This window comes from Coriobacteriia bacterium, assembly GCA_013334745.1.
In the GTDB taxonomy this organism is placed as follows: Bacteria; Actinomycetota; Coriobacteriia; order Anaerosomatales; family JAAXUF01; genus JAAXWY01.
Window position 1 is genome coordinate 73,465 of record JAAXWY010000003.1, and the last position, 18,290, is coordinate 91,754.

18 protein-coding genes and 1 other RNA gene are annotated in these 18,290 nt (G+C 64.2%); 18 read left to right on the top strand and 1 reads right to left on the bottom strand.

What is annotated here, in order from left to right; genetic code table 11:
• The first annotated feature begins 114 nt into the window (after positions 1–114).
• Entirely contained in the window at positions 115–2,058 is a 1,944-nt protein-coding gene (gene rnr, locus HGB10_02020) for a ribonuclease R (protein NTU70592.1), read from the top strand.
• Here rnr and HGB10_02025 read toward each other — a convergent pair.
• Positions 2,055–2,954 (bottom strand): hypothetical protein, encoded by a 900-nt coding sequence (locus HGB10_02025; protein ID NTU70593.1) that lies wholly within the window; start codon positions 2,952–2,954, stop codon positions 2,055–2,057. The genes rnr and HGB10_02025 overlap by 4 nt on opposite strands.
• Positions 2,955–3,119: 165 nt before the next feature.
• On the opposite strand from HGB10_02025, the gene HGB10_02030 reads away from it, so the two are divergent.
• From HGB10_02030 to HGB10_02110, 17 genes are all read left to right on the top strand, one after another.
• Complete coding sequence (locus tag HGB10_02030) at positions 3,120–4,184, top strand: M42 family metallopeptidase (GenBank protein NTU70594.1); 1,065 nt, start codon at positions 3,120–3,122, stop codon at positions 4,182–4,184.
• A 16-nt stretch (positions 4,185–4,200) separates the two neighbouring features.
• Positions 4,201–4,671 carry an SsrA-binding protein SmpB gene (smpB, locus tag HGB10_02035; GenBank protein ID NTU70595.1) on the top strand — a complete coding sequence of 157 codons (471 nt, stop codon included), beginning with the start codon at positions 4,201–4,203 and terminating at the stop codon, positions 4,669–4,671.
• A gap of 137 nt (positions 4,672–4,808) precedes the next feature.
• Positions 4,809–5,159, top strand: a transfer-messenger RNA (tmRNA) gene (ssrA, locus tag HGB10_02040).
• A 129-nt stretch (positions 5,160–5,288) separates the two neighbouring features.
• Positions 5,289–5,675 (top strand): hypothetical protein, encoded by a 387-nt coding sequence (locus tag HGB10_02045; GenBank protein ID NTU70596.1) that lies wholly within the window; start codon positions 5,289–5,291, stop codon positions 5,673–5,675.
• Positions 5,672–6,550, top strand: coding sequence for a hypothetical protein (locus HGB10_02050; GenBank protein ID NTU70597.1), 879 nt, complete (start codon positions 5,672–5,674; stop codon positions 6,548–6,550). Before HGB10_02045 ends, HGB10_02050 begins: the two co-directional genes overlap by 4 nt.
• 39 nt (positions 6,551–6,589) lie before the next feature.
• Complete coding sequence (locus HGB10_02055) at positions 6,590–7,078, top strand: hypothetical protein (protein NTU70598.1); 489 nt, start codon at positions 6,590–6,592, stop codon at positions 7,076–7,078.
• An 87-nt stretch (positions 7,079–7,165) separates the two neighbouring features.
• Positions 7,166–7,867 carry a hypothetical protein gene (locus HGB10_02060; protein NTU70599.1) on the top strand — a complete coding sequence of 234 codons (702 nt, stop codon included), beginning with the start codon at positions 7,166–7,168 and terminating at the stop codon, positions 7,865–7,867.
• Between the two features lie 175 nt (positions 7,868–8,042).
• On the top strand, positions 8,043–8,246 hold the full coding sequence (locus tag HGB10_02065) for a cold-shock protein (protein ID NTU70600.1): 204 nt from the start codon (positions 8,043–8,045) through the stop codon (positions 8,244–8,246).
• A 144-nt stretch (positions 8,247–8,390) separates the two neighbouring features.
• Positions 8,391–8,771, top strand: coding sequence for a Rieske 2Fe-2S domain-containing protein (locus HGB10_02070; protein NTU70601.1), 381 nt, complete (start codon positions 8,391–8,393; stop codon positions 8,769–8,771).
• A 142-nt stretch (positions 8,772–8,913) separates the two neighbouring features.
• Positions 8,914–9,660 carry a DUF4388 domain-containing protein gene (locus tag HGB10_02075; GenBank protein ID NTU70602.1) on the top strand — a complete coding sequence of 249 codons (747 nt, stop codon included), beginning with the start codon at positions 8,914–8,916 and terminating at the stop codon, positions 9,658–9,660.
• 3 nt (positions 9,661–9,663) lie between these two features.
• On the top strand, positions 9,664–11,256 hold the full coding sequence (locus tag HGB10_02080; protein NTU70603.1) for a tetratricopeptide repeat protein: 1,593 nt from the start codon (positions 9,664–9,666) through the stop codon (positions 11,254–11,256).
• A 65-nt stretch (positions 11,257–11,321) separates the two neighbouring features.
• The gene (locus HGB10_02085) at positions 11,322–11,702 is read left to right on the top strand and encodes a response regulator (GenBank protein NTU70604.1); all 381 of its coding nucleotides are present in this window, start codon (positions 11,322–11,324) and stop codon (positions 11,700–11,702) included.
• A 12-nt stretch (positions 11,703–11,714) separates the two neighbouring features.
• Positions 11,715–13,553: a Flp pilus assembly complex ATPase component TadA gene (tadA, locus tag HGB10_02090; protein ID NTU70605.1), complete on the top strand. Its 1,839-nt coding sequence runs from the start codon at positions 11,715–11,717 to the stop codon at positions 13,551–13,553.
• A gap of 4 nt (positions 13,554–13,557) precedes the next feature.
• Complete coding sequence (locus HGB10_02095; protein NTU70606.1) at positions 13,558–14,067, top strand: chemotaxis protein CheW; 510 nt, start codon at positions 13,558–13,560, stop codon at positions 14,065–14,067.
• A 23-nt stretch (positions 14,068–14,090) separates the two neighbouring features.
• A complete protein-coding gene (locus HGB10_02100; GenBank protein NTU70607.1) occupies positions 14,091–14,615 on the top strand; it encodes a purine-binding chemotaxis protein CheW in 525 nt (174 codons plus the stop codon).
• 19 nt (positions 14,616–14,634) lie between these two features.
• Positions 14,635–15,855, top strand: coding sequence for a methyl-accepting chemotaxis protein (locus HGB10_02105; protein NTU70608.1), 1,221 nt, complete (start codon positions 14,635–14,637; stop codon positions 15,853–15,855).
• Positions 15,856–15,882: 27 nt separating this feature from the next.
• Positions 15,883–18,282, top strand: coding sequence for a hybrid sensor histidine kinase/response regulator (locus HGB10_02110; protein ID NTU70609.1), 2,400 nt, complete (start codon positions 15,883–15,885; stop codon positions 18,280–18,282).
• Positions 18,283–18,290 lie beyond the last annotated feature (8 nt).

The window sequence follows — 18,290 nt, forward strand, 5'->3', positions numbered from 1 at the left end:
AACTGAACTGTGATGAGGCATTCTAGCACCGCTCGTGCCGTCGTCACGAAGAGGCTGGCCAGTGCGGTAGTATCACCCTGAAGGGCTACGAAGTTTCGACGGGGGAGGTAGCTCGTGAGCAAGCCCAAGCGCAGCGCCAACTCGAGGCGCAGCGGCACCGTCGTGGGGCGCATCACGATGACCAGACGCGGCTATGGGTTCGTGTCTGCGCCCGAGGGCGACTACTTCGTTCCGGCACGGGACACGGCGGGCGCGATGCACGGTGACGTCGTCGCCATTCGTCCGAGCGCCAGCAGGGGCCGCGAAGGTCGCTCCGGTGCTGTCACTCGGATCATGGAGCGTGCGAACACTACGGTGGTAGGGCGCTTTGAGCGGGCCGGCGCGATCGGCATCGTCACCCCCGCCGATCGCCGCATGCGACACGACGTCTTCATCGCGCCTAACGCCTTTGGGGACGCCGTGAGTGGCGACATCGTCGTTGCTCGACTGACCGGCTATCCATCCCGCAACCACTCAGCGCAGGGGTACGTCGAGGAGATCGTTGGCCACGAGGGCGATGCCGGTATCGAGATCGAGATCACGATTCGCGAACACGGGCTGCGAACCGAGTTCCCGTCCCAGGTCGCCGAGGAGGCTTCGCGCCTGCGCATCGACGTCGAGGACGCACTCGGTCGAGAGCGGGATCGGCGAGACATCCGAGAGCGCTACACGTTCACGATCGACCCCATCGATGCGCGGGATTTCGACGACGCGATCAGCATCGGCCACACAGAAGATGGCAGGGTGGTTCTCGGCGTACACATCGCCGACGTGAGCCACTACGTGCCGTGGGACTCATCCATCGACAACGAGGCCCGGCTTCGGGCGACGAGCGTGTATCTCGTCGATCGGGTTCTTCCAATGCTGCCCGAGGAGCTCTCCAACGGGATCTGCTCGCTCAATCCAGCGGAAGACCGCGTCGCCTTCTCGGTCGACCTCACGCTGTCGAAGGACGGGGCGGTCGAGGGGGCGGAGTTCTACCCGAGCGTGATTCGAAGCGACAGGCGCTGCAACTACGACGAGGTCGACCGATGGGTTTCAGGCGAAGAACCGTTCCCTGACCGAGAATCTGAGCTCGCTATACATGAGTTCGCGCGCGTAGCGAAGAAGATAGGGGAGCGGCGCGTCGCCAGAGGCGGGCTCGACTTCGAGACCGTCGAGGCGAAAGTGAAGCTCGATGCGCAGGGGAAGCCCGTTGAGGTGGTGCTCCGTGAGCGCACGGTCGCCACGAACATGATCGAGGAGGCGATGATCGCCGCCAATGAGGCTGTCGCGCGCCACATGCGTGACGCCAAGGCACCGATGGTCTATCGCATTCACGAGAACCCCGACGCCGATGCGCTCGGTCAGATCGCGCTGGTCCTCAAGGAGTTCAACTACCCGGTGAAGGACCTGCACGGTGCTTCACCTGCCACATTCCAGCGAATCATCGCTTTCGCTCACGGTCGCCCGGAGAAGTTCCTGATCAACTCCCTGCTCGTGCGCTCACTCGAGCGCGCGCGGTACGTCGACTTCCTCTCGCCGCACTTCGGGCTCGCAAGCGACGCCTACTGCCACTTCACATCTCCCATCAGGCGCTACCCCGACCTCGTCGTCCATCGCCTGCTCAAGGCGCAGCTGCGAGGCGCACTCGACAAGGATCCCGAGGCTGTCCACATGACGCCGGAGTTGGGGTGGCTCGCAGAGCACTCCTCGCAGATGGAGCGCGAGGCCTCGATGGCCGAGATGGACTCGGTGCGTTTCAAGCTCTGCGAGTTGATGGCTGAGCACATCGATGAGGTCTTCAGCGGGCTGGTGACAGGCGTCGCGAACTACGGTCTGTTCATCCAGCTCGACAACATGGCCGAGGGTCTCGTCCATTCCGATTCGATGCCGGGCGATCACTATCGCTACGAGCCCACCCGCCACATGCTTGTGGGTGAGAAGCGAGGCGATTCCTACCGGCTCGGACAGCGCGTCGACGTGCGGATCGTCAACGTCTCGACCGGAGATGCGCGCATCGACATGGAACTCGCCTAGCGGGCGTCGTCGTCCTCGGGTGGCTCTGTGTCGCCCCACTCGTCACGCGGGGTGGCTCCGAGAAGCCCGGTCACCGTAGGGGTGAGATCTCTGGGTATCGGCGCCTGCCAACCGCGCTTGACCGCGAGCACCCTCAACGCGATCACCAGCAGTACGCACGCGGTCATTGCCATCGGCTTGACCACGTGCAGCCATGTCACCAGGGTCACGTAGGTCGTTGCACCAAGCACTGCGGCAGCGCCGTTGAGCGTGCCCGGCTTGAGGACGCGCGGCACCTCATTGCGCAGCATGTCGCGCACGATGCCCCCGCCCACTGACGTGATCGTGCCGAGCATCACCGCTGGCACGAACGTGAGGCCCACCAGCAACGCCTTGTCGGCTCCGGCGACCGCGAAGAGACCGAGTGCGAGCGCATCGATCAGGAAGAGGTTATCGCGCACGTTCTCGACAGCCGACTGAAAGAAGAATGCCAGCAGCGCACCCGCCATCACGACAAGCAGGAGTAGGGGGTGCTCGAGTGCGTAGATCCCCTGGGTCTGGAGCATCAGGTCACGAATGATGCCGCCCGACAAACCCGCTGCTAGCGCAATCGTCATGACGCCAACGATGTCGAACTTGGCTGCAACTCCCGCAAGTCCGCCCGAGAGTGCGCCCGTGAAGGCGGCGGTCATCTCCAGCGAGGCAGGGACTGACACGGCGGAGGTAGTGACGGGCGCTGTCGTCGTCACGGAGGATGGAAGGATGCTGGCGATGACGCTGGGCACGGTCGACGCCACAGTGCTCGCGACTGCGGCGGCCAAGCCACCCGAGTCTGTCGTCAGGGCGGCTGCCGTCGCTTCCACCGCGGAAGTCGCGGCGGTCGACACCTGCGATGCGAGTATCAGCGATGCGCTCATCGGTACCTTTCCTTCGCCCTGCAACATGAGTATGCACGCCTGTATGGGAAGGTACCCGATAGCGCTATGGTCGGCGCGGCCTTGTTGCTGCACCGTCGCATGGCGCGCTTCGCGGGCAAGAAGGTAGACTGACCGGACTCGTGCAACCGATTCGGAGGCAGTTGTATGCACAAGAAGGATATGGAATTCCTCTCGGCGCTCATCGATGCGCCGTCACCATCCGGCTTCGAGCAGCCCGCAGCGAAGGTCTTTCGCGAGCGCATGATCAAGTCGGCCGATAAGGTCGAGACCAACGTCATGGGCTCAGTGCATGCCGTACTCGAAGGGGCAAAACCCAACGGCGTTTCGGTGATGCTCGCCGGTCACATCGACGAGATCGGGCTGATGGTCAACTACATCACGCCGGACGGGTTCATCGCGTTCGCCTCCATCGGCGGCGTCGACGCTGCGGTGCTTCCCGGCATGCGTGTGATCGTCCACACCGCGAAGGGCCCGCTGCTCGGCATCATGGGGCGAAAGCCGATCCACCTGATCGAGGATGAGGAGCGCAAGAGCATCACCAAGCTGGAGAAGCTCTTCATCGACGTCGGATTGAAGGGCGAGAAGGTCAAGAAGCGCGTACGCGTGGGCGACCCGATCACCTTCGACGTCGGGCTCGAAACGTTTGGAGATGGGCTGGCGGTATCGCGCGCGTTCGACGACAAGATGGGCGCGTGGATCGCGGCGCGCGTTCTTGAAGATGTGAAGAAGGCCGGGGGCGCAGCGGGCGACTTGATTGCTGCCGCCACCGTGCAAGAAGAGGTCGGTCTGCGTGGTGGCGTCACGAGCGCCTACGGCGTGAACCCGCAGGTCGGCATCGCAGTCGAGGTCGGTCACGCGACGGACTACCCGGACATCGACAAGCGCAAGCACGGGGAGGCCAACTGTGGCGATGGCCCGATCATCGCCCGTGGACCCAACATCAACCCGGTCCTGTTCGAGTTGCTCATCAAGGCCGCCGACAAGGCGAAGGTTCCCTATCAGATCGGCGCGGAGCCGCGGGGTACAGGCACGGATGCGAACGCCATTCAGTTGTCGCGCGGCGGCAAAGCGGCCGGCCTCGTGTCGATTCCGTTGCGCTACATGCACACGCCTACCGAGGTCCTCTCACTCGAAGACCTCGACGCTGCCGTGAAGCTGCTCACGCGCTTCATCCTCGACCTGAAGCCGGGGACCGACTTCACGCCGTAGGCGTGAACTCACTGACATGGCAGACGAACAGAGACTCATAGCAAACAACAAGAAGGCGTATCACGACTTCTTCGTCGAGGAGACCTACGAGTGCGGCATCGAGTTGTCGGGCACCGAGGTCAAGTCGCTGCGCGAGAATCATGCGTCGCTGCGCGACACCTACGCGAGTATACGGAAGGGCGAGGTGTGGCTTCATGGCGTGCACGTCGCGCCGTACAGCCACGGGAACCGCTCGAATCTCGACCCCAACCGGCCTCGCAAGTTGCTGCTGCACAAGAAGCAGATTCGGCACCTGTTCTCTAAGATCCGGGAGAAGGGCTTCACGCTCGTTCCGCTCAAGATGTACTTCTCGCCGAGCAATCTGGTGAAGGTCGAGATCGGCCTGGTGCGTGGCAAGAAGCTCTACGACAAGCGCGCCGACATCGCTTCCAAGGATCAGAAGCGTGATGTCGAACGCGCACTCAGGGAGCGGCAGAAGGGCCAGTAGGCCCGCGCCACAACGCCCGAAGGCACGGAGTTCGCTCCCACAGGCACGCATGTCAGAGCGCGGGTATACTCTGTAGACGGCTCTTCCGGCGACGCTCTTGTACGCCGAGTACCTTGATACGCCGAACCACCCCACATGGGGGCGACTGGATTCGACACGATAGTTCTGAGGGAGGAAGCAGGCCGCGGTCTCCTCGCCGCGTTAAACAGGGGAAAACGCCAATTAACTGGCACCAATAACTACGCTCTCGCTGCCTAAATAGCCAGCGACGCCGACCCGGTGCACGTCCCCGACACCGGTAAGGCGCAACAGAGGGGAATGCCGCCAAGGACGTTGTCAGTATGCCGAGGCGAAAGACAGAACTGACTGGGAAAGGGCGCGCCTGTCACGGTGTGCTGCCCCGACCGAGACTCAATCCGTGACTGAGCCTGGAGATGCCTCCTAGGGTGCTACCGTGGACCGGAGTTCGATTCTCCGCGCCTCCACCAGTCATCGAATCGGTGTCGCATTCAGCGGCGCCGTCACAAGCGATCCGCCGGCATCCGCCGGCGGGTCGCTTGCCGCGTTCAGGGCGTACAATCCTGCCACCGAGGAAGCAGACGTGAGAGGGGGTCGCCGTGGTTCGCCGCACCTGGGGCTACTCGCCCGGCGAGTGGGCTGCGCTCGCGGTCGACCTCGAGGCGCTGCTTGCCGAGGCCGCCGCCGCCCGATCCACTGTGACCTACGGTGAGGTTGCGCGACGGGTGTTCCGCGGCCGCATGAGCGCTCGCTCCGGCGCGCTCATGGACCTGCTGGGCGAGGTCGACACTGCTGCCGACGCGAGGCTCGGTGTCATGACCGCCTCGCTGGTGGTTCGGGCCGACACCGGTATGCCAGGAGACGGCTACTTCGCCTTTGCCGAGCGCGACCTCGGCCGCACGATCGGTGATCGCCGCGCGTTCTGGGAGGCCGAGGTCGCCCGCGTCTGGGATGCGTACGCGCGCAGTGATGGGAGCGGTTCATGACCCGCGAGACCGCCACGCGAGCCCTCGCGGGTGAGCTGTCCGCGCGCGCCTTCGGGCTTGCGTGGCTGCCGGGCGCGCTGCTCGACGCGGTAGCGCGCGACACGGGCGCGCCGGGGCGCGCCGACTCGCTCGCGGCGTTCGCGGCGTCGGTGCCGGTCGATCTCGCCTTCGTAGCCGCGGGTGAGTCGTACGCGAGTGACGCCGTCGCCGCGCTGCAGGCTGCAGACGTGGCCGCGGTCTGGGCGGTCGACGGCGTGCTCTCGCGTGTGTCGCGCGCGGTGGGCTGGGTCGAGGCGCTCCGCATGACGGTCGCCGAGCCGGAGCACCTGACGGCGCGCCTCGACACGGCTCGCGCGGAGGTGCTGGTCGATGTGGGTCGCGGCATCGCGTGCGGCGCCGATGCCGTGCTGGTCGCTGACGAGCTCGCTGGCGCGAGCGGGCCGCTCGTGGCGCCGGACTTCGTGCTCGCGACGCTGATGCCGCACTACCACCGCGTGTCGAACACCGTCCGCCAGGAGGGTTTGCCGCTGATCTTCCACTCCGACGGCGACACAAGGGCGTTCATGCCGGCGCTCGCCGCAGGCGGATTCACCGGCGTACACCTCGCGAGTCTCGATGCCGAGCGGTTCGTGGAGTGCGCGACCACCGCCAGATCTGCGGGTCTCGTTGTACTCGGCGGGATCGGTGTGCAGGACCTCGCGGCTATCGGTAGTCGCAGGGCTGGCGAGCGTGGTGCGCGCGCAGCGCTCGCCGTAGGCGGCGTCATCGTCAGTGATGACGGCGGTGCGAGCGCCGAGCGCGAGCTGCCAGCGCTCGCCGCCGCCATCGAAGCCGCGCGCTCGGTCATCGTTCGGGACGCAGGTCCGCGAGCCTGAGATGGTAACCTCGACCCACCCGATCCGCAGGAGGCAGATGTGACGCACGAGCTACGCCGACAAGACCGCGAGATCACCGACCCGGCCGAGATCGATCGGCTCCTGACCGGCGCACGGTACGCGACCATCGCGCTGGCCGACGGAGATTCCCCGTACGTCGTCACGCTCTCGTGCGGCTACGATCGCGTGGGCTCCAGGCTGTGCTTCCACGTCGCGCCAGCAGGTCGCAAACTCGATATCATCGCCCGAAACGCACATGGCTGCGCCACCGTGATCGAGGACTGCGGCTACAAGCACGGTCAGTGCGCACACCCGTTTCGCTCGGTTGTCCTTGCGGGGTCGCTTCGGGTCATCGACAATCCCGCCGAGACCCGCGATGCCATGCGCGTACTCATCGGCCAGCTTGAGTCAGCGCAAGACGCAGAGACGATCTTCGAGCGCAACAGTCTCGATGACGATGCGGCGCTCGCACGGTTCCGGATGCTCGTCTTCGACATCGAGTCCATGACGGCTAAAGAAGGGGAGTAACACGCGTCTCGCATCGGGACGGCGCGCGGCTCCGGTTGGTACCATGTAGGCACGGCGTGATCAGTCAGCGCGGCATAGGAGGACTCCATGGCCTCAAGTGCGAACACCACCGATCGTCAGCACTACGCACTTCAGACGATCTTCTCGTTCTTCCTCGGGCTGATGGTCGTCGCCTTCATCGGCGTCGGGGTCAACACCTTCTATCCGTCGCCCACCGAGACCTACCAGCAGGAGCAGCAGGAACTGAGCCGCCAGATGGAGGCGCTCAACTTCAAGCAGCCAACCAACGGGTCGAGTGTCGATGCGACCGTCCAGGCGCAGATCGCTGCGCTTCAGGTCAAACAGAATGCCTTGCAGGACAAGGTCGACGCGCTCATGAAGGGCTGGGCTCGCAACACGAGCATCATCCTCGTCATCTTTGCCACCCTCGTCATGGGCGTCTCGCTCATACGCAGCGAGCAGCTTCGTGTCATCTCCAACGGCCTGCTGCTTGGTGGGCTGTTCTCGATGATCTACGGCGCGGGATGGGTCATCTTCTCGGGCAACTCGGTGGCTCGGTTCGCCGTCATCCTCTTCGCATTGGTCGTCGCCATCGGTTTGGGCTACCTGAAGTTCGTGCGGAATCGGGAGACGCAGACTGTGCCGGTCGCATCTGGGGGCAGCACCGCGGGCGTGGCTTTCGATGACGCCGCGCTCGCCGGGCTGGCCGAGCGTGTGACCGCCTTGGAAGATCGCGCCGCAGCGGCGGCGGCCGCGCTTTCGGGAGGCGACGACGAGCGCCGGGACTGACCCCGCCCCCGTTGTCGATTTTCGGTGAGTTGCGTTTTGTTCGCGTTTTGTCGCGGGGCGTGGTACGCTGCGCACGTTGGGTCCGATGGGGACCCAGATTTTGCGGCGTGAAATCCGCGAAGCGGAGATTGCGTCGCTTGTTTTTTGCCCTGCGGGGCAGGAGAGTGAGTTTCAGATGGCTGAAGGTACAGTTAAGTGGTTCAACGCTGACAAGGGCTACGGCTTCATCTCGCGCGAGGATGGCGACGACCTGTTCGTCCACTTCTCCGAGATCCAGACCGATGGCTTCAAGACCCTCGACGAGGGCCAGGCCGTGACTTTCGAGGTCACCACCGGTCAGAACGGCAAGCTGCAGGCCACCAAGGTCTTCGCCCGCTAAGTCGTTCTTCCAGAACAACTGCGTGAACCTGATAGGCCGGTCCCGAAAGGGGCCGGCCTTCTTGTTTGCGTGGAAGGGGAATACTCACTAGAGCCTTCGAGACCGGATGTCTGCCACAGTCCCCGCACACCGAGAGGACCTGAGATGAGCGAGTTTCTGGAAGTCGGCAACGTGAGCGAGTTCGATGAGGGCGAGATGCGCCAGCTTGCCGTGGATGGGCACGAGCTACTCGTCGCCCGAGTTGGCGGTGAGTACTACGTGTCCGACGCCCGCTGCCCACACCTTCATGCGCACCTCGCCAAAGGGACGCTCGAGGGCACTGTGCTGACGTGCCCGCTTCACCATTCTCGGTTCGACCTCACCGACGGTCGGTGCGTGCAGTGGACCGACTTCAGCGGTCCCATCAAAACCATGGCCGAGTTCGCGCGCCACCCGCGCCCGCTGCGGGTGTATGAGACCACTGTCACCGACGGCGTCCTCTTCGTTGGGCCGGAGAAGCCTCCGGTCAGCTCGGATCAAGCGTGACCTTAGGCCAATCCACTCACGAGCCCTCGCTTATCAGCCGATAGTACGGGTGCTAGGATGATTCGCGGCTCCCGTGCGGCGCACTCGCCACCGGTTTCGGGCCGCGCTCGTGTACGTGGGAACTCTTACTTGGAGGATGCGCGTGGCACTCGAGGGAAACCTCAAGGACTTCTCACTTTCCGACATGTTCCGTCTGCTCGCATCTGGTGCGAAGACGGGGACTCTGCATGTCGACGGGCCTGATGGCGAAGGCATCGTGTGCTTCCGGGCAGGCGAGATCTCCTACGCTGAGTCGGGCGGCAACTCCGAGAGCGCCGGCAAGCGCCTCGCTCGCGCTGGGATCATCACCGAGAAGCAGCTTCGTCAGGCGCAAGGGCTGATGAAGATACAGAAGAAGGACAAGGCCGACCGCAAGCTCGGACAGATTCTTGCCGATGAGGGCTATGTGGACTCAGCGGTCCTCGAGGGCTTCGTCCGGGATCAGATATCCGACGAGCTCTTCGACCTGCTGCGCTGGGAAGAGGGCACGCTGCGTTTCGAGTCCGATGAGCCGTGTTCGGGCTCCGACCTCGGACTCACTGTGCCGGTCGATGCCGTACTCACCGATGCGACCCGGCGCCTCGACATGTGGCAGAAGATTCGCGAGAAGATCCCATCCATGGACACGCGGTTCGCGATGGCATCGACTCCTGGCCAGAAGCCGGCCGATATCCACCTCAAGCCCCGTGAGTGGATGCTCCTGTGCTACCTGCACGGCGGTCGCAGCGTTCGCGAGCTTGTCGAGATGACCGGCTACAACGACTTCGAGACCGCGAAGGTCCTTTACGGCATGTACGCTGGCGGGCTGATCCACAAGGTGGGTCCCGCCGGGGAATCGCTGGCGGATTAACAGGTGGCCAATCCGGTCGATAGCCTCAGGAAGGATCTGACTCCCGAGGAGTTCGAGCGCTTCCGGGATTGGATTCATCATCACTCCGGCATCTATCTGGAAGAGAGCAAGGTCGACTCCTTGCGTATCTCGCTTGTGACTCGTGCGACGAGACTCGGCTTTCTGGAGTACGACGGCTACTTCCAGGTACTGAGTACCGATGAGGATGAGTTCAAGGAGCTCATGAACCTCGTCACCATCAACGAGACGTCATTCTTCCGCTTTCCCGCACAGTTCGATGCACTGCGTGATCTCGTGATTCCCGAGATTCTCGAGACAAAGGCGCGTCAAAGTCATGCGTTTCGAGTCTGGTCTGCCGGGTGTTCGACCGGTGAAGAGCCGTACTCGATTGCGATGACGTTGCTCGATTCCGCAATCACCTCAAAGGAGATGCGGGCCGAGGTGACGGGGACCGATGTGTCCACGCAAGCGCTCGATAGAGCCAAGGCCGCCGTCTACCCTGCCAAGGCGCTCGCCAGTCTGCCTCAGAACGTCGTGCAGCGCTGGTTCGAACCTGTGAAGGGCGGACACCGTCCGCGTGCCCGGGCCCGCGACCTCGTCTCGTTCGCCTATCACAACCTCATCAAGGAACCGTATCCGGTCGTATTCGCATCCAACTGGGACCTGATCTTCTGCCGCAACGTCACCATCTACTTCCGACCGGAGTCCACACGGCGCGTCGTCAACAACTTCTACGAGGCGCTCAATCCCGGCGGCTATCTCTTCATCGGGCACTCCGAGACGCTCACATCCATCTCCGACCGCTTTGAACCACTTGAGGTCGGTGGAGTGTTCCTGTACCGCAAGCCGCTTCCGGGGCCGAGCGTCTTCGCTCCCGGCCTCGGCGTTCACCCGGTGCGGACCGAGCGGCCGCGTACCGTCGATCTTCCGCGAGGTGCGGCGAAGGGTGCGAGCGCACCTTCGACGCGTCCCAGAGTGCCGGTCCCGCAGCGCACACCGCGGACCACCATCGCTCCGGTCCCTGTTACCGCCGACACGCCGCACACACCGGATTCTCCTGATGCCGCAGACGGCGGTGGCACAGAGGCGCTCGTTGTCGAGGCGCACGCTCTACTCGAGGGCGGCGACCCGGCACGTGCGCGTTCGGTTGCCGATCTCGCATTGGCACGCGACCCGCGTGACATCGGAGCGTTGCTCGCGCGTGCACATGCGAACGCTGACGTAGGCGACATGGATGCGGCGGTCGCCGATGCCACCGAGGCGCTGAGCATTAACCCGCTTCTCGCATCGGCGCGCTACGTACTCGGGATCATTCGTATGCAGCAGGATGATGCGGCCGGGGCACTGACCGAATTCAAGCGCACGCTCTACATCGACCCGGACTTCGTGCTTGCCCACTTCAACCTGGCGAACATTCATCGGGCGTCCGGAGCGATGGATGACGCGTGCCGCGGATATGAGAACGCACTGAGTGCTCTGCGAGCGGCACCGCACGGCGAGTGGACCGCGTTTCTAGGCGGGTTTAATCCCGAACTGCTCGCCAAGACGTGCGAGCGCAGTCTGATAGAGTGTCGGAAAGGGTCGAGCCGCCGCTAAAGTGCGTGGTCGCAAAGGGCGATACATGCACAGTAAGCGGAACTGGGACGAGGGGAGCTCTCTGCATGGCCAACGCGCGAATCCTCGCGGTCGATGACAGCCCGACCATCCTTGAGATGATCAAGGCGATTCTGCTGTCGGGTGGCTACGACGTGCTGACGGCTGCCGACGGTGCCGAGGCGCTCGAGACCGCCCGTGCCGAGATGCCCGACCTCATCTTGCTCGACGTGATGCTGCCCAAGCTCGATGGCTATCGAGTGTGCAGGCTGCTCAAGTTCGACCAGAAGTACAAGAGCATCCCCATCATCATGCTCACGGCAAAGACCGAGGAGCAGTCGATGGCAACCGGCATCCGTACTGGCGCGAACCAGTACCTCACCAAGCCGATCGAGCCCGAGAAGCTGCTATCGGCAGTCGCCGAGGAACTCTCCAAGGCTCAGGGATAGGCGGACGTGGGAATGGGGGAATCCGCGACCATCGCCGGACGGGTCCTTGAGGCGGTTTCAGCCTCGGGCCTTGTCACCTACGACCAACTCGAGGCGGCACGCTCAGCCACGTCATCTGACGGCACCTGTGGCCGCAGCCTCATCGAGCGCGGCCTTGTCACGCCCGATCAACTCGAGAAGGTCCTCGAGGAGTCGATGGGGATTCCGCGCGTCGACCTTGCAAGCTACGCACCCGAGGATGAGGCGCTTGCTCTCGTTCCTGCGGCCGTCGCCAGGTTCCGCGGCGTGCTTCCACTCTTCGAGATCGAAGGCATGCTGACGGTCGCCATGAGCGACCCCGTCGACATCTTCGCTCTCGATGAACTCTCGGCCGATCTCGGCCTCGAGGTCGAGCCGGTGCTCTCGGACGGCGTCGACGTGCACGCTGCGATTCGGCAGTACTACGGGGAAGGCGCAGTCGTCGAGGCGACCGCAGAAGACACCATCGTGGTAGGTATCCCGCCACGGGAGGATATCGAGATATCGGCCGCTGACTTCTTCGAGGTAGAGGACGAGCCTGAGACGATCGCCGTCGTTCCCACGGCCGCCGAGGTCGAAGCCGAGCCCGAGTTGCAGTCCCAGACGGTGCTCGAGGTCGTCGAGGCCGAAGCGCCGCAGGGCCCGGCCGGTATCGACCTGGACGTTCTCGCCGTTGCCGACGATCGCAAGCTCGCGCTTCTCGTCGCAGACGTGCTCGAACAGGCCGTTTCTCGCGGTGCGAGTCGTATTCACGTCTTCCCGTACAAGAGCGACTTCTTCCTCGTGTACCGGGTCAAGGGTCGCCTCGAGAAGGTGGCGAGCGCTCCGCTGTCCTTGCAGGGACCGCTGATCGAGGGTTTCAAGGCATGGGCCAAACTCGGCCAGGTGCCCGCCGACGTGCCGGCGCTCGGCCGACTCAACGCCGAGATCGCAGGTCACTCGCTCGTCGTCACCGTGTCGTCTGTGCCGACCGTCGCAGGGCAGCGCCTTGTCGTCACGCTCTCGCAATCGCGCCCCGAGCCTCGCGGGCTGGTCGACCTCGGCACCACTGATGCGGAGTCGCGTGCACTCGAAGCGATGATCGAGCGCGGCCGTGGCATCCTGCTCGTCGCCTCGCCTGTAGCGGGCGGACGCTCAAGCACCTACTACTCGCTTCTCCAGCATGCCGCGTCGTCGGGCCGCACTGTGTACTCGGTCGAGCGTTCGATCGAGTACGAGATCCCCGCCGTCGCGCAGGTCCTCGTGAACCCGGGTTCACCCGTGGGCGCAGCATCGTACTTCGCAGCAGGCATGCGGCAGGACACCGACGTCATGGCGATAGACTCGATGCAGTCGGTCGAGGACGTTCACCTCGCCATCGAGGCTGCAGGGATGGGCAAGCTCGTGATCGCGACCTTCGCGGGCGCCGACATCGCGAGTGCGGTCAGTCGTATGCTCGCGCTTGGTGCCGAGCCCGTGTCGCTCGGCAGCGCACTCACGCTCGCCGTCGCGCAGCGCATCGTGCGCACGAACTGCCCCAACTGTAGTTCCGACGAGAAGACCTCACTGTCTGACCTCATCCCGGGAGCGGAGCGCGGCATGACCACGCGGCGCGGTACCGGCTGTCCCAACTGCGGCAAGACCGGCTTCTCGGGCGCTACCGGCATCTTCGAGGTGCTTCCCTTCACGGAGCCGGTGCGCGCTCAGGTCGCGCGCGGAGCCGGCGCTGAGCAGATCAGCGCTGCGGCAACGGCTGCGGGCATGCGCCCGATGGTGGCGTCAGGACTCGCCAAGGTCCGCGACGGGCTCGTCAGTGCCGAGGAGCTCGACCGCGTCCTCAGGTTCTCGGGGTAGTGCGATGACGAGCGAGACGCCGGACATCGAGACCCTGCCCGACGAGCCGCTCGACGAGGTCGTCGCGACCGTCGGCGATGTGCGACTCGTTGTCGCCTTTCACCTCGCTGGGCAGCGTTACGCCTTGCCACTTGAGCGGGTCAACGAGATTCAGCAGATCGTCGCATTCGCCGAGACACCTGTCGGGCGGTGCGGCGTCGTGGGGATGGTCAACCTGCGCGGCGCCGTGATCCCTGCACTCGACATGCGCCTGCTCGTCGGACTCGATCCGCAGGAGTACACACTGCAGACGCCGATGATCATCACGCAGGGTCGTGGCCAGACCATCGCCCTGATCGTGGACGAGGTGGAGGACGTCATAGGCCTGCCTCCCAACTGCGTGCAGGCGGCCCCACCGCTGCACGCACTCGCAGCCAAGATGATCGGGGTGTGCAGCCTTACCGACGGGCTCCTCAACCTTCTCGACGTTGATTCCCTGCTTGACGAGGGACTGACGGGCGGTGATGTGCAGTGAGCGCCTCGGAAAGGGCAGGCCACATGCTCGGTGAAACCGCCGAGGAGGTTCTTGCCCGCAGGGCGGACTCGCTTGCGCTCGAAACGTTTGAGGAGGAGGTCGCTGACCGCCTCTCGTTGCTGCTGTTCCGCATCGGCGAGGAGTGGTACGCGGTACGAGTCGGCGACGTCCGCGAGATATTCCAGGAATACGAGATCACGCCTGTGCCTGGCGTACCCGACTTCATCCTCGGCGTGGTAAACGTCCGAGGAGAGATCCTCTCGGTGACCGACTCGGCTGCGATCATGGGCCTCGGGGTCGTGGACCAGGGTGTGGACGGCGTACCGCCTGCGATCGTCATCACCAATGGACCGGTCGCGAGTGCGCTCGTCGTCGATGCGATCGGTGACATCGCCGAGATCACGAACCAGCAGCTCGAGCCGCCGATCACCATCATCGACCGCCAGCAGGCGGAGTACATATCAGGGTCGGTTTACCTCGACGGCACGATGGTCGGGATCATCAACATAGACAGGGTTCTGGAACCGGTCGTCACGGGACGACACTAGAATACGGAGGACGTCGGGAATGAAACTCTGGAAGAAGATCAACTCCAGGCTGCTGAGTCGGTTCACCTTCTTCATGGTGGCCGCACAGGTCGTCTTCCTCGGCAGTCAGTTCGTCATCATGCTGATACTCCTCACAACCGTCGATGCCGACACGAGGCTGCGAACGGGCGTGATGCTGGTCTTCGGCGTTTCGATTGCGCTGGCCGCGTTGTGGGCGATCGCGAACTACACGCTGGTCAAGCGCTCGCTGCTGCCGCTGACCCACGTGGTCGACTCCGTCCAGGCCGCTTGCCAGGGCGAGATAGGTCGCAAGGTCGTCGTGAACAGCGCCGATGAGATCGGTGACCTCGCCTCGAGCTACAACCAGATGGTCGATCTGATCGTCTATCTCATCCGCCAGACACAGGAGTCGTCAGACAGACTCGCCGGCTCGGCGAACGATATCCTGTCCGCCACCGAGCAGCAGGCCTCCGGTGCCGCCGAGCAGGCCGCATCGATCAGCCAGACAACGGCGACGATGGAGGAGCTCGCAAGCACCTATCGGCAGATCGCCGAGAACGCCGATCAGGTCGTGACGATGGCCGAAGCGTCGCTCGGCTCGGCCGAGAACGGCCAGCAGGCCGTGAGCAACACGCTTTCGTCGATGGAGCAGATCAAGGCCCGCACGCAGGCGAGCGCGAACAAGATCCTCGCGCTCGGCGAGCGCAGCCAGCAGATCGGGCAGGTTCTCTCGATCATCAACTCGATCGCCGACCAGACCAAGATCCTCGCACTCAACGCCGCCATCGAGGCTGCGCGTGCCGGTGAGGCCGGCAAGGGCTTCTCGGTTGTCGCCATCGAGATCCGCAAGCTCGCCGAGTCGGTAGTTGATTCGACCGGCGAGATCAGCGGCATCATGACCGAGATCCAGAGCTCGGCCAACGACCTCGTCATCTCCACCGAGCAAGAGCTCAAGCAGGTCGAAGCCGGCGTTGACCTCGCGCATGCCACCGGTGAGAGCCTCGACCGCATCCTGGACCTCGTCGAGCAGACGACCATCGCCGCCAAGGAGATCTCGGCGGCCACACAGCAGCAGAAGAGCGCGACGGACCAGGTCGTCAAGGCGATGCGCGAGGTTGCCGCAGTCGCGCAGCAGACGGCCGCAGGGTCCCGGCAGGTCGCGGGTTCGGCCGAGGCGCTCTCGGGTATGGCACGTGAGTCGAGCCAGATCGGCTCGGCGTTCCAGATCGTCGACCACTAACGCACGCGGACACGGGGTAGCCAACTCATGGTCGAGTTCGATCGCAGTGCGTTCATAGGGAAGTTCCAAGAGGAGGCCGCGGAGCTGCTTCAGCGGCTCAACGAGGGCGTCATCATGCTCGAGAGCACGCCGGACGACCGCGAGCTCATCGACCGCATGATGCGTGATGCGCACACGATCAAAGGCTCTTCTCGGATGGTCGGGCTCATTGAGATCTCGGACGTCGCCCACTGGCTCGAGAACATCATGGTCCGCGTGCGCGACAAGGAGATGGCGTACACACCCGACATGAGCGACTCGTTCTTCGAGGCGCTCGATGCGATCGTCTACCTGACCGACCACAGCGGGGTGAACACCGACGGCGTCGTCGATCTCGACGGCCTCAAGGCCCGCTTGGCGGTCATCGCCGCGACAGGCATCGAGGATGACGAGGCTGAAGCCGAGGAGCAGACTGCGGCTGCCGACAAGAAGGCGCTGAAGAAGCGCACCAAGAAGTCGAAGGACGAACCGGATGCGGCCGCAACCGCGGTGGCGGCCGACGGCGAGCAGCCGGTGGCAGACGACGCGTCGGGGGCGGACCGGACACCCTCGCACGAGGAGCTCGAGCACGACGACCTCTCCGGGACCCCGTCAGACGCTGACGACCAGCCGCATCGGCTCGACCGCGAGGCCGAGCTACGCACCAAGGTCCAAGCGACTATTCGCATACGCACGAATCAGCTCGACAACCTGCTCAACCTCATCAGCGAGGTCGTCATCGCGCAGATCAAGTCAGAGCAGCACCTGACCGAGGTGCGCTCGATGCAAGTGCACGCGCATGAGACGTCGCAGACGTGGGCACGCATCAAGTCCATGCTTGCGGCACTCGGTCGGACCGAGCTGCTCGAAGCGCTCGGCGATGACATGAACGAGATCGACCGGCTCCTCGGCGACTCGAGGCGTGACCTCGCCGAGTTCGCGAAGGACTACGCCGAGGACACCTCGCGGGCATCGGTCGTCATCAACGACCTGCAGGAACAGGGCATGCGTCTGCGCATGCTGCCTGCCAATACCATCTTCCAGACGTTCCCCCGTGCGGTGCGCGATCTTGCGAAGCAGTTCCGCAAGGACATCGAGCTCATCATCGAGGGCGGCGAGACGGAGCTGGACAAGAAGGTTCTCGAGGAGATCAACGACCCGCTCGTGCACATCATGCGAAACGCGGTCGATCACGGGATCGAAGACCCCGAGACGCGTCTGGCGCTCGGCAAGCCGGCTCAGGGGACCGTGAGGCTCGCTGCACGGCAAGAGGGCGACCGCATCGTCATCGAGGTCAGCGACGACGGTGCCGGCATCGACCCCGAGAAGGTACGTCAGAGCGCCGTTCGCAAGGGCTACATCACCGCGGCGGAGGCCAAGTCGGTCTCCGATCGCGAGGCGCAGTACATGATCTTCGAAGCCGGCTTCTCCACGGCCGCCATCATCACCGAGATATCGGGGCGCGGGGTGGGCATGGACGTGGTACGCGAGTTCGTCGTCGAGAAGCTGAAGGGCTCGCTCGACTTGGACTCGGTACCGGGGCAGGGCACGACGTTCAAGTTGACCATCCCGCTCACTCTGGCGATCATCCGTGCCCTGATGCTGCGCGTTGGGGACCACATCTTCGCGCTGCCCACCAGCTCGGTTGATGAGACGCTGCGTATCGACCCGAGCGAGATACTCAAGGTCGAGGGGCGCGAGGTCGTTCGTCGTCAGCGGCGCACCATTCCCATCGTGCGACTCTCCGACATCCTTGGCGTCGCCGCCGAGACCGTTCAGGGCGGCAAGGTACCCATCGCGACGATCAGCTACTCGGGCCAGCGGATGGGATTCATCGTCGATGCGTTCGTCGGCGAGCAGCAGATCGTAATCAAGCCGCTCGGCACACACCTCGCCAAGGTCGAGAACGTGGCGGGCGTGACCATCCTGGGCGCGGGTCAGGTCGTACCGATACTCAACGTTCCCGACCTGATGGCAAACGCCCGGTCGCGGTCCGGCCAAAAGGGGCGCCATGCCGAGCAACGCGCCGAGCGGGAAGGGCCGCGGACGATCCTCATCTGCGAAGACTCGTTTACAACGCGCGAACTCGAGCGGTCGATCTTCGAAGCTGCAGGCTACGAGGTCGAGACTGCGGTCGACGGCGCGAACGGCCTGTCCAAGCTGCGCGATGGACTTGCGCCCGATGCCGTCGTCACGGACGTGCAGATGCCCAACATGACCGGATTCGAACTCACCCGGGCGATAAAGAACGACGCAAACCTCAAGGACATCCCGGTCGTCATCGTCACCTCTCTCGAGCGCGAGGAAGAGAAGGCCGAGGGCATCGAGGCCGGTGCGGACGCCTACATCACGAAGTCCGTATTCAACCAGGACACGCTCCTCGACACCGTCGAGCGCCTGATCCGCTAGAACGAATC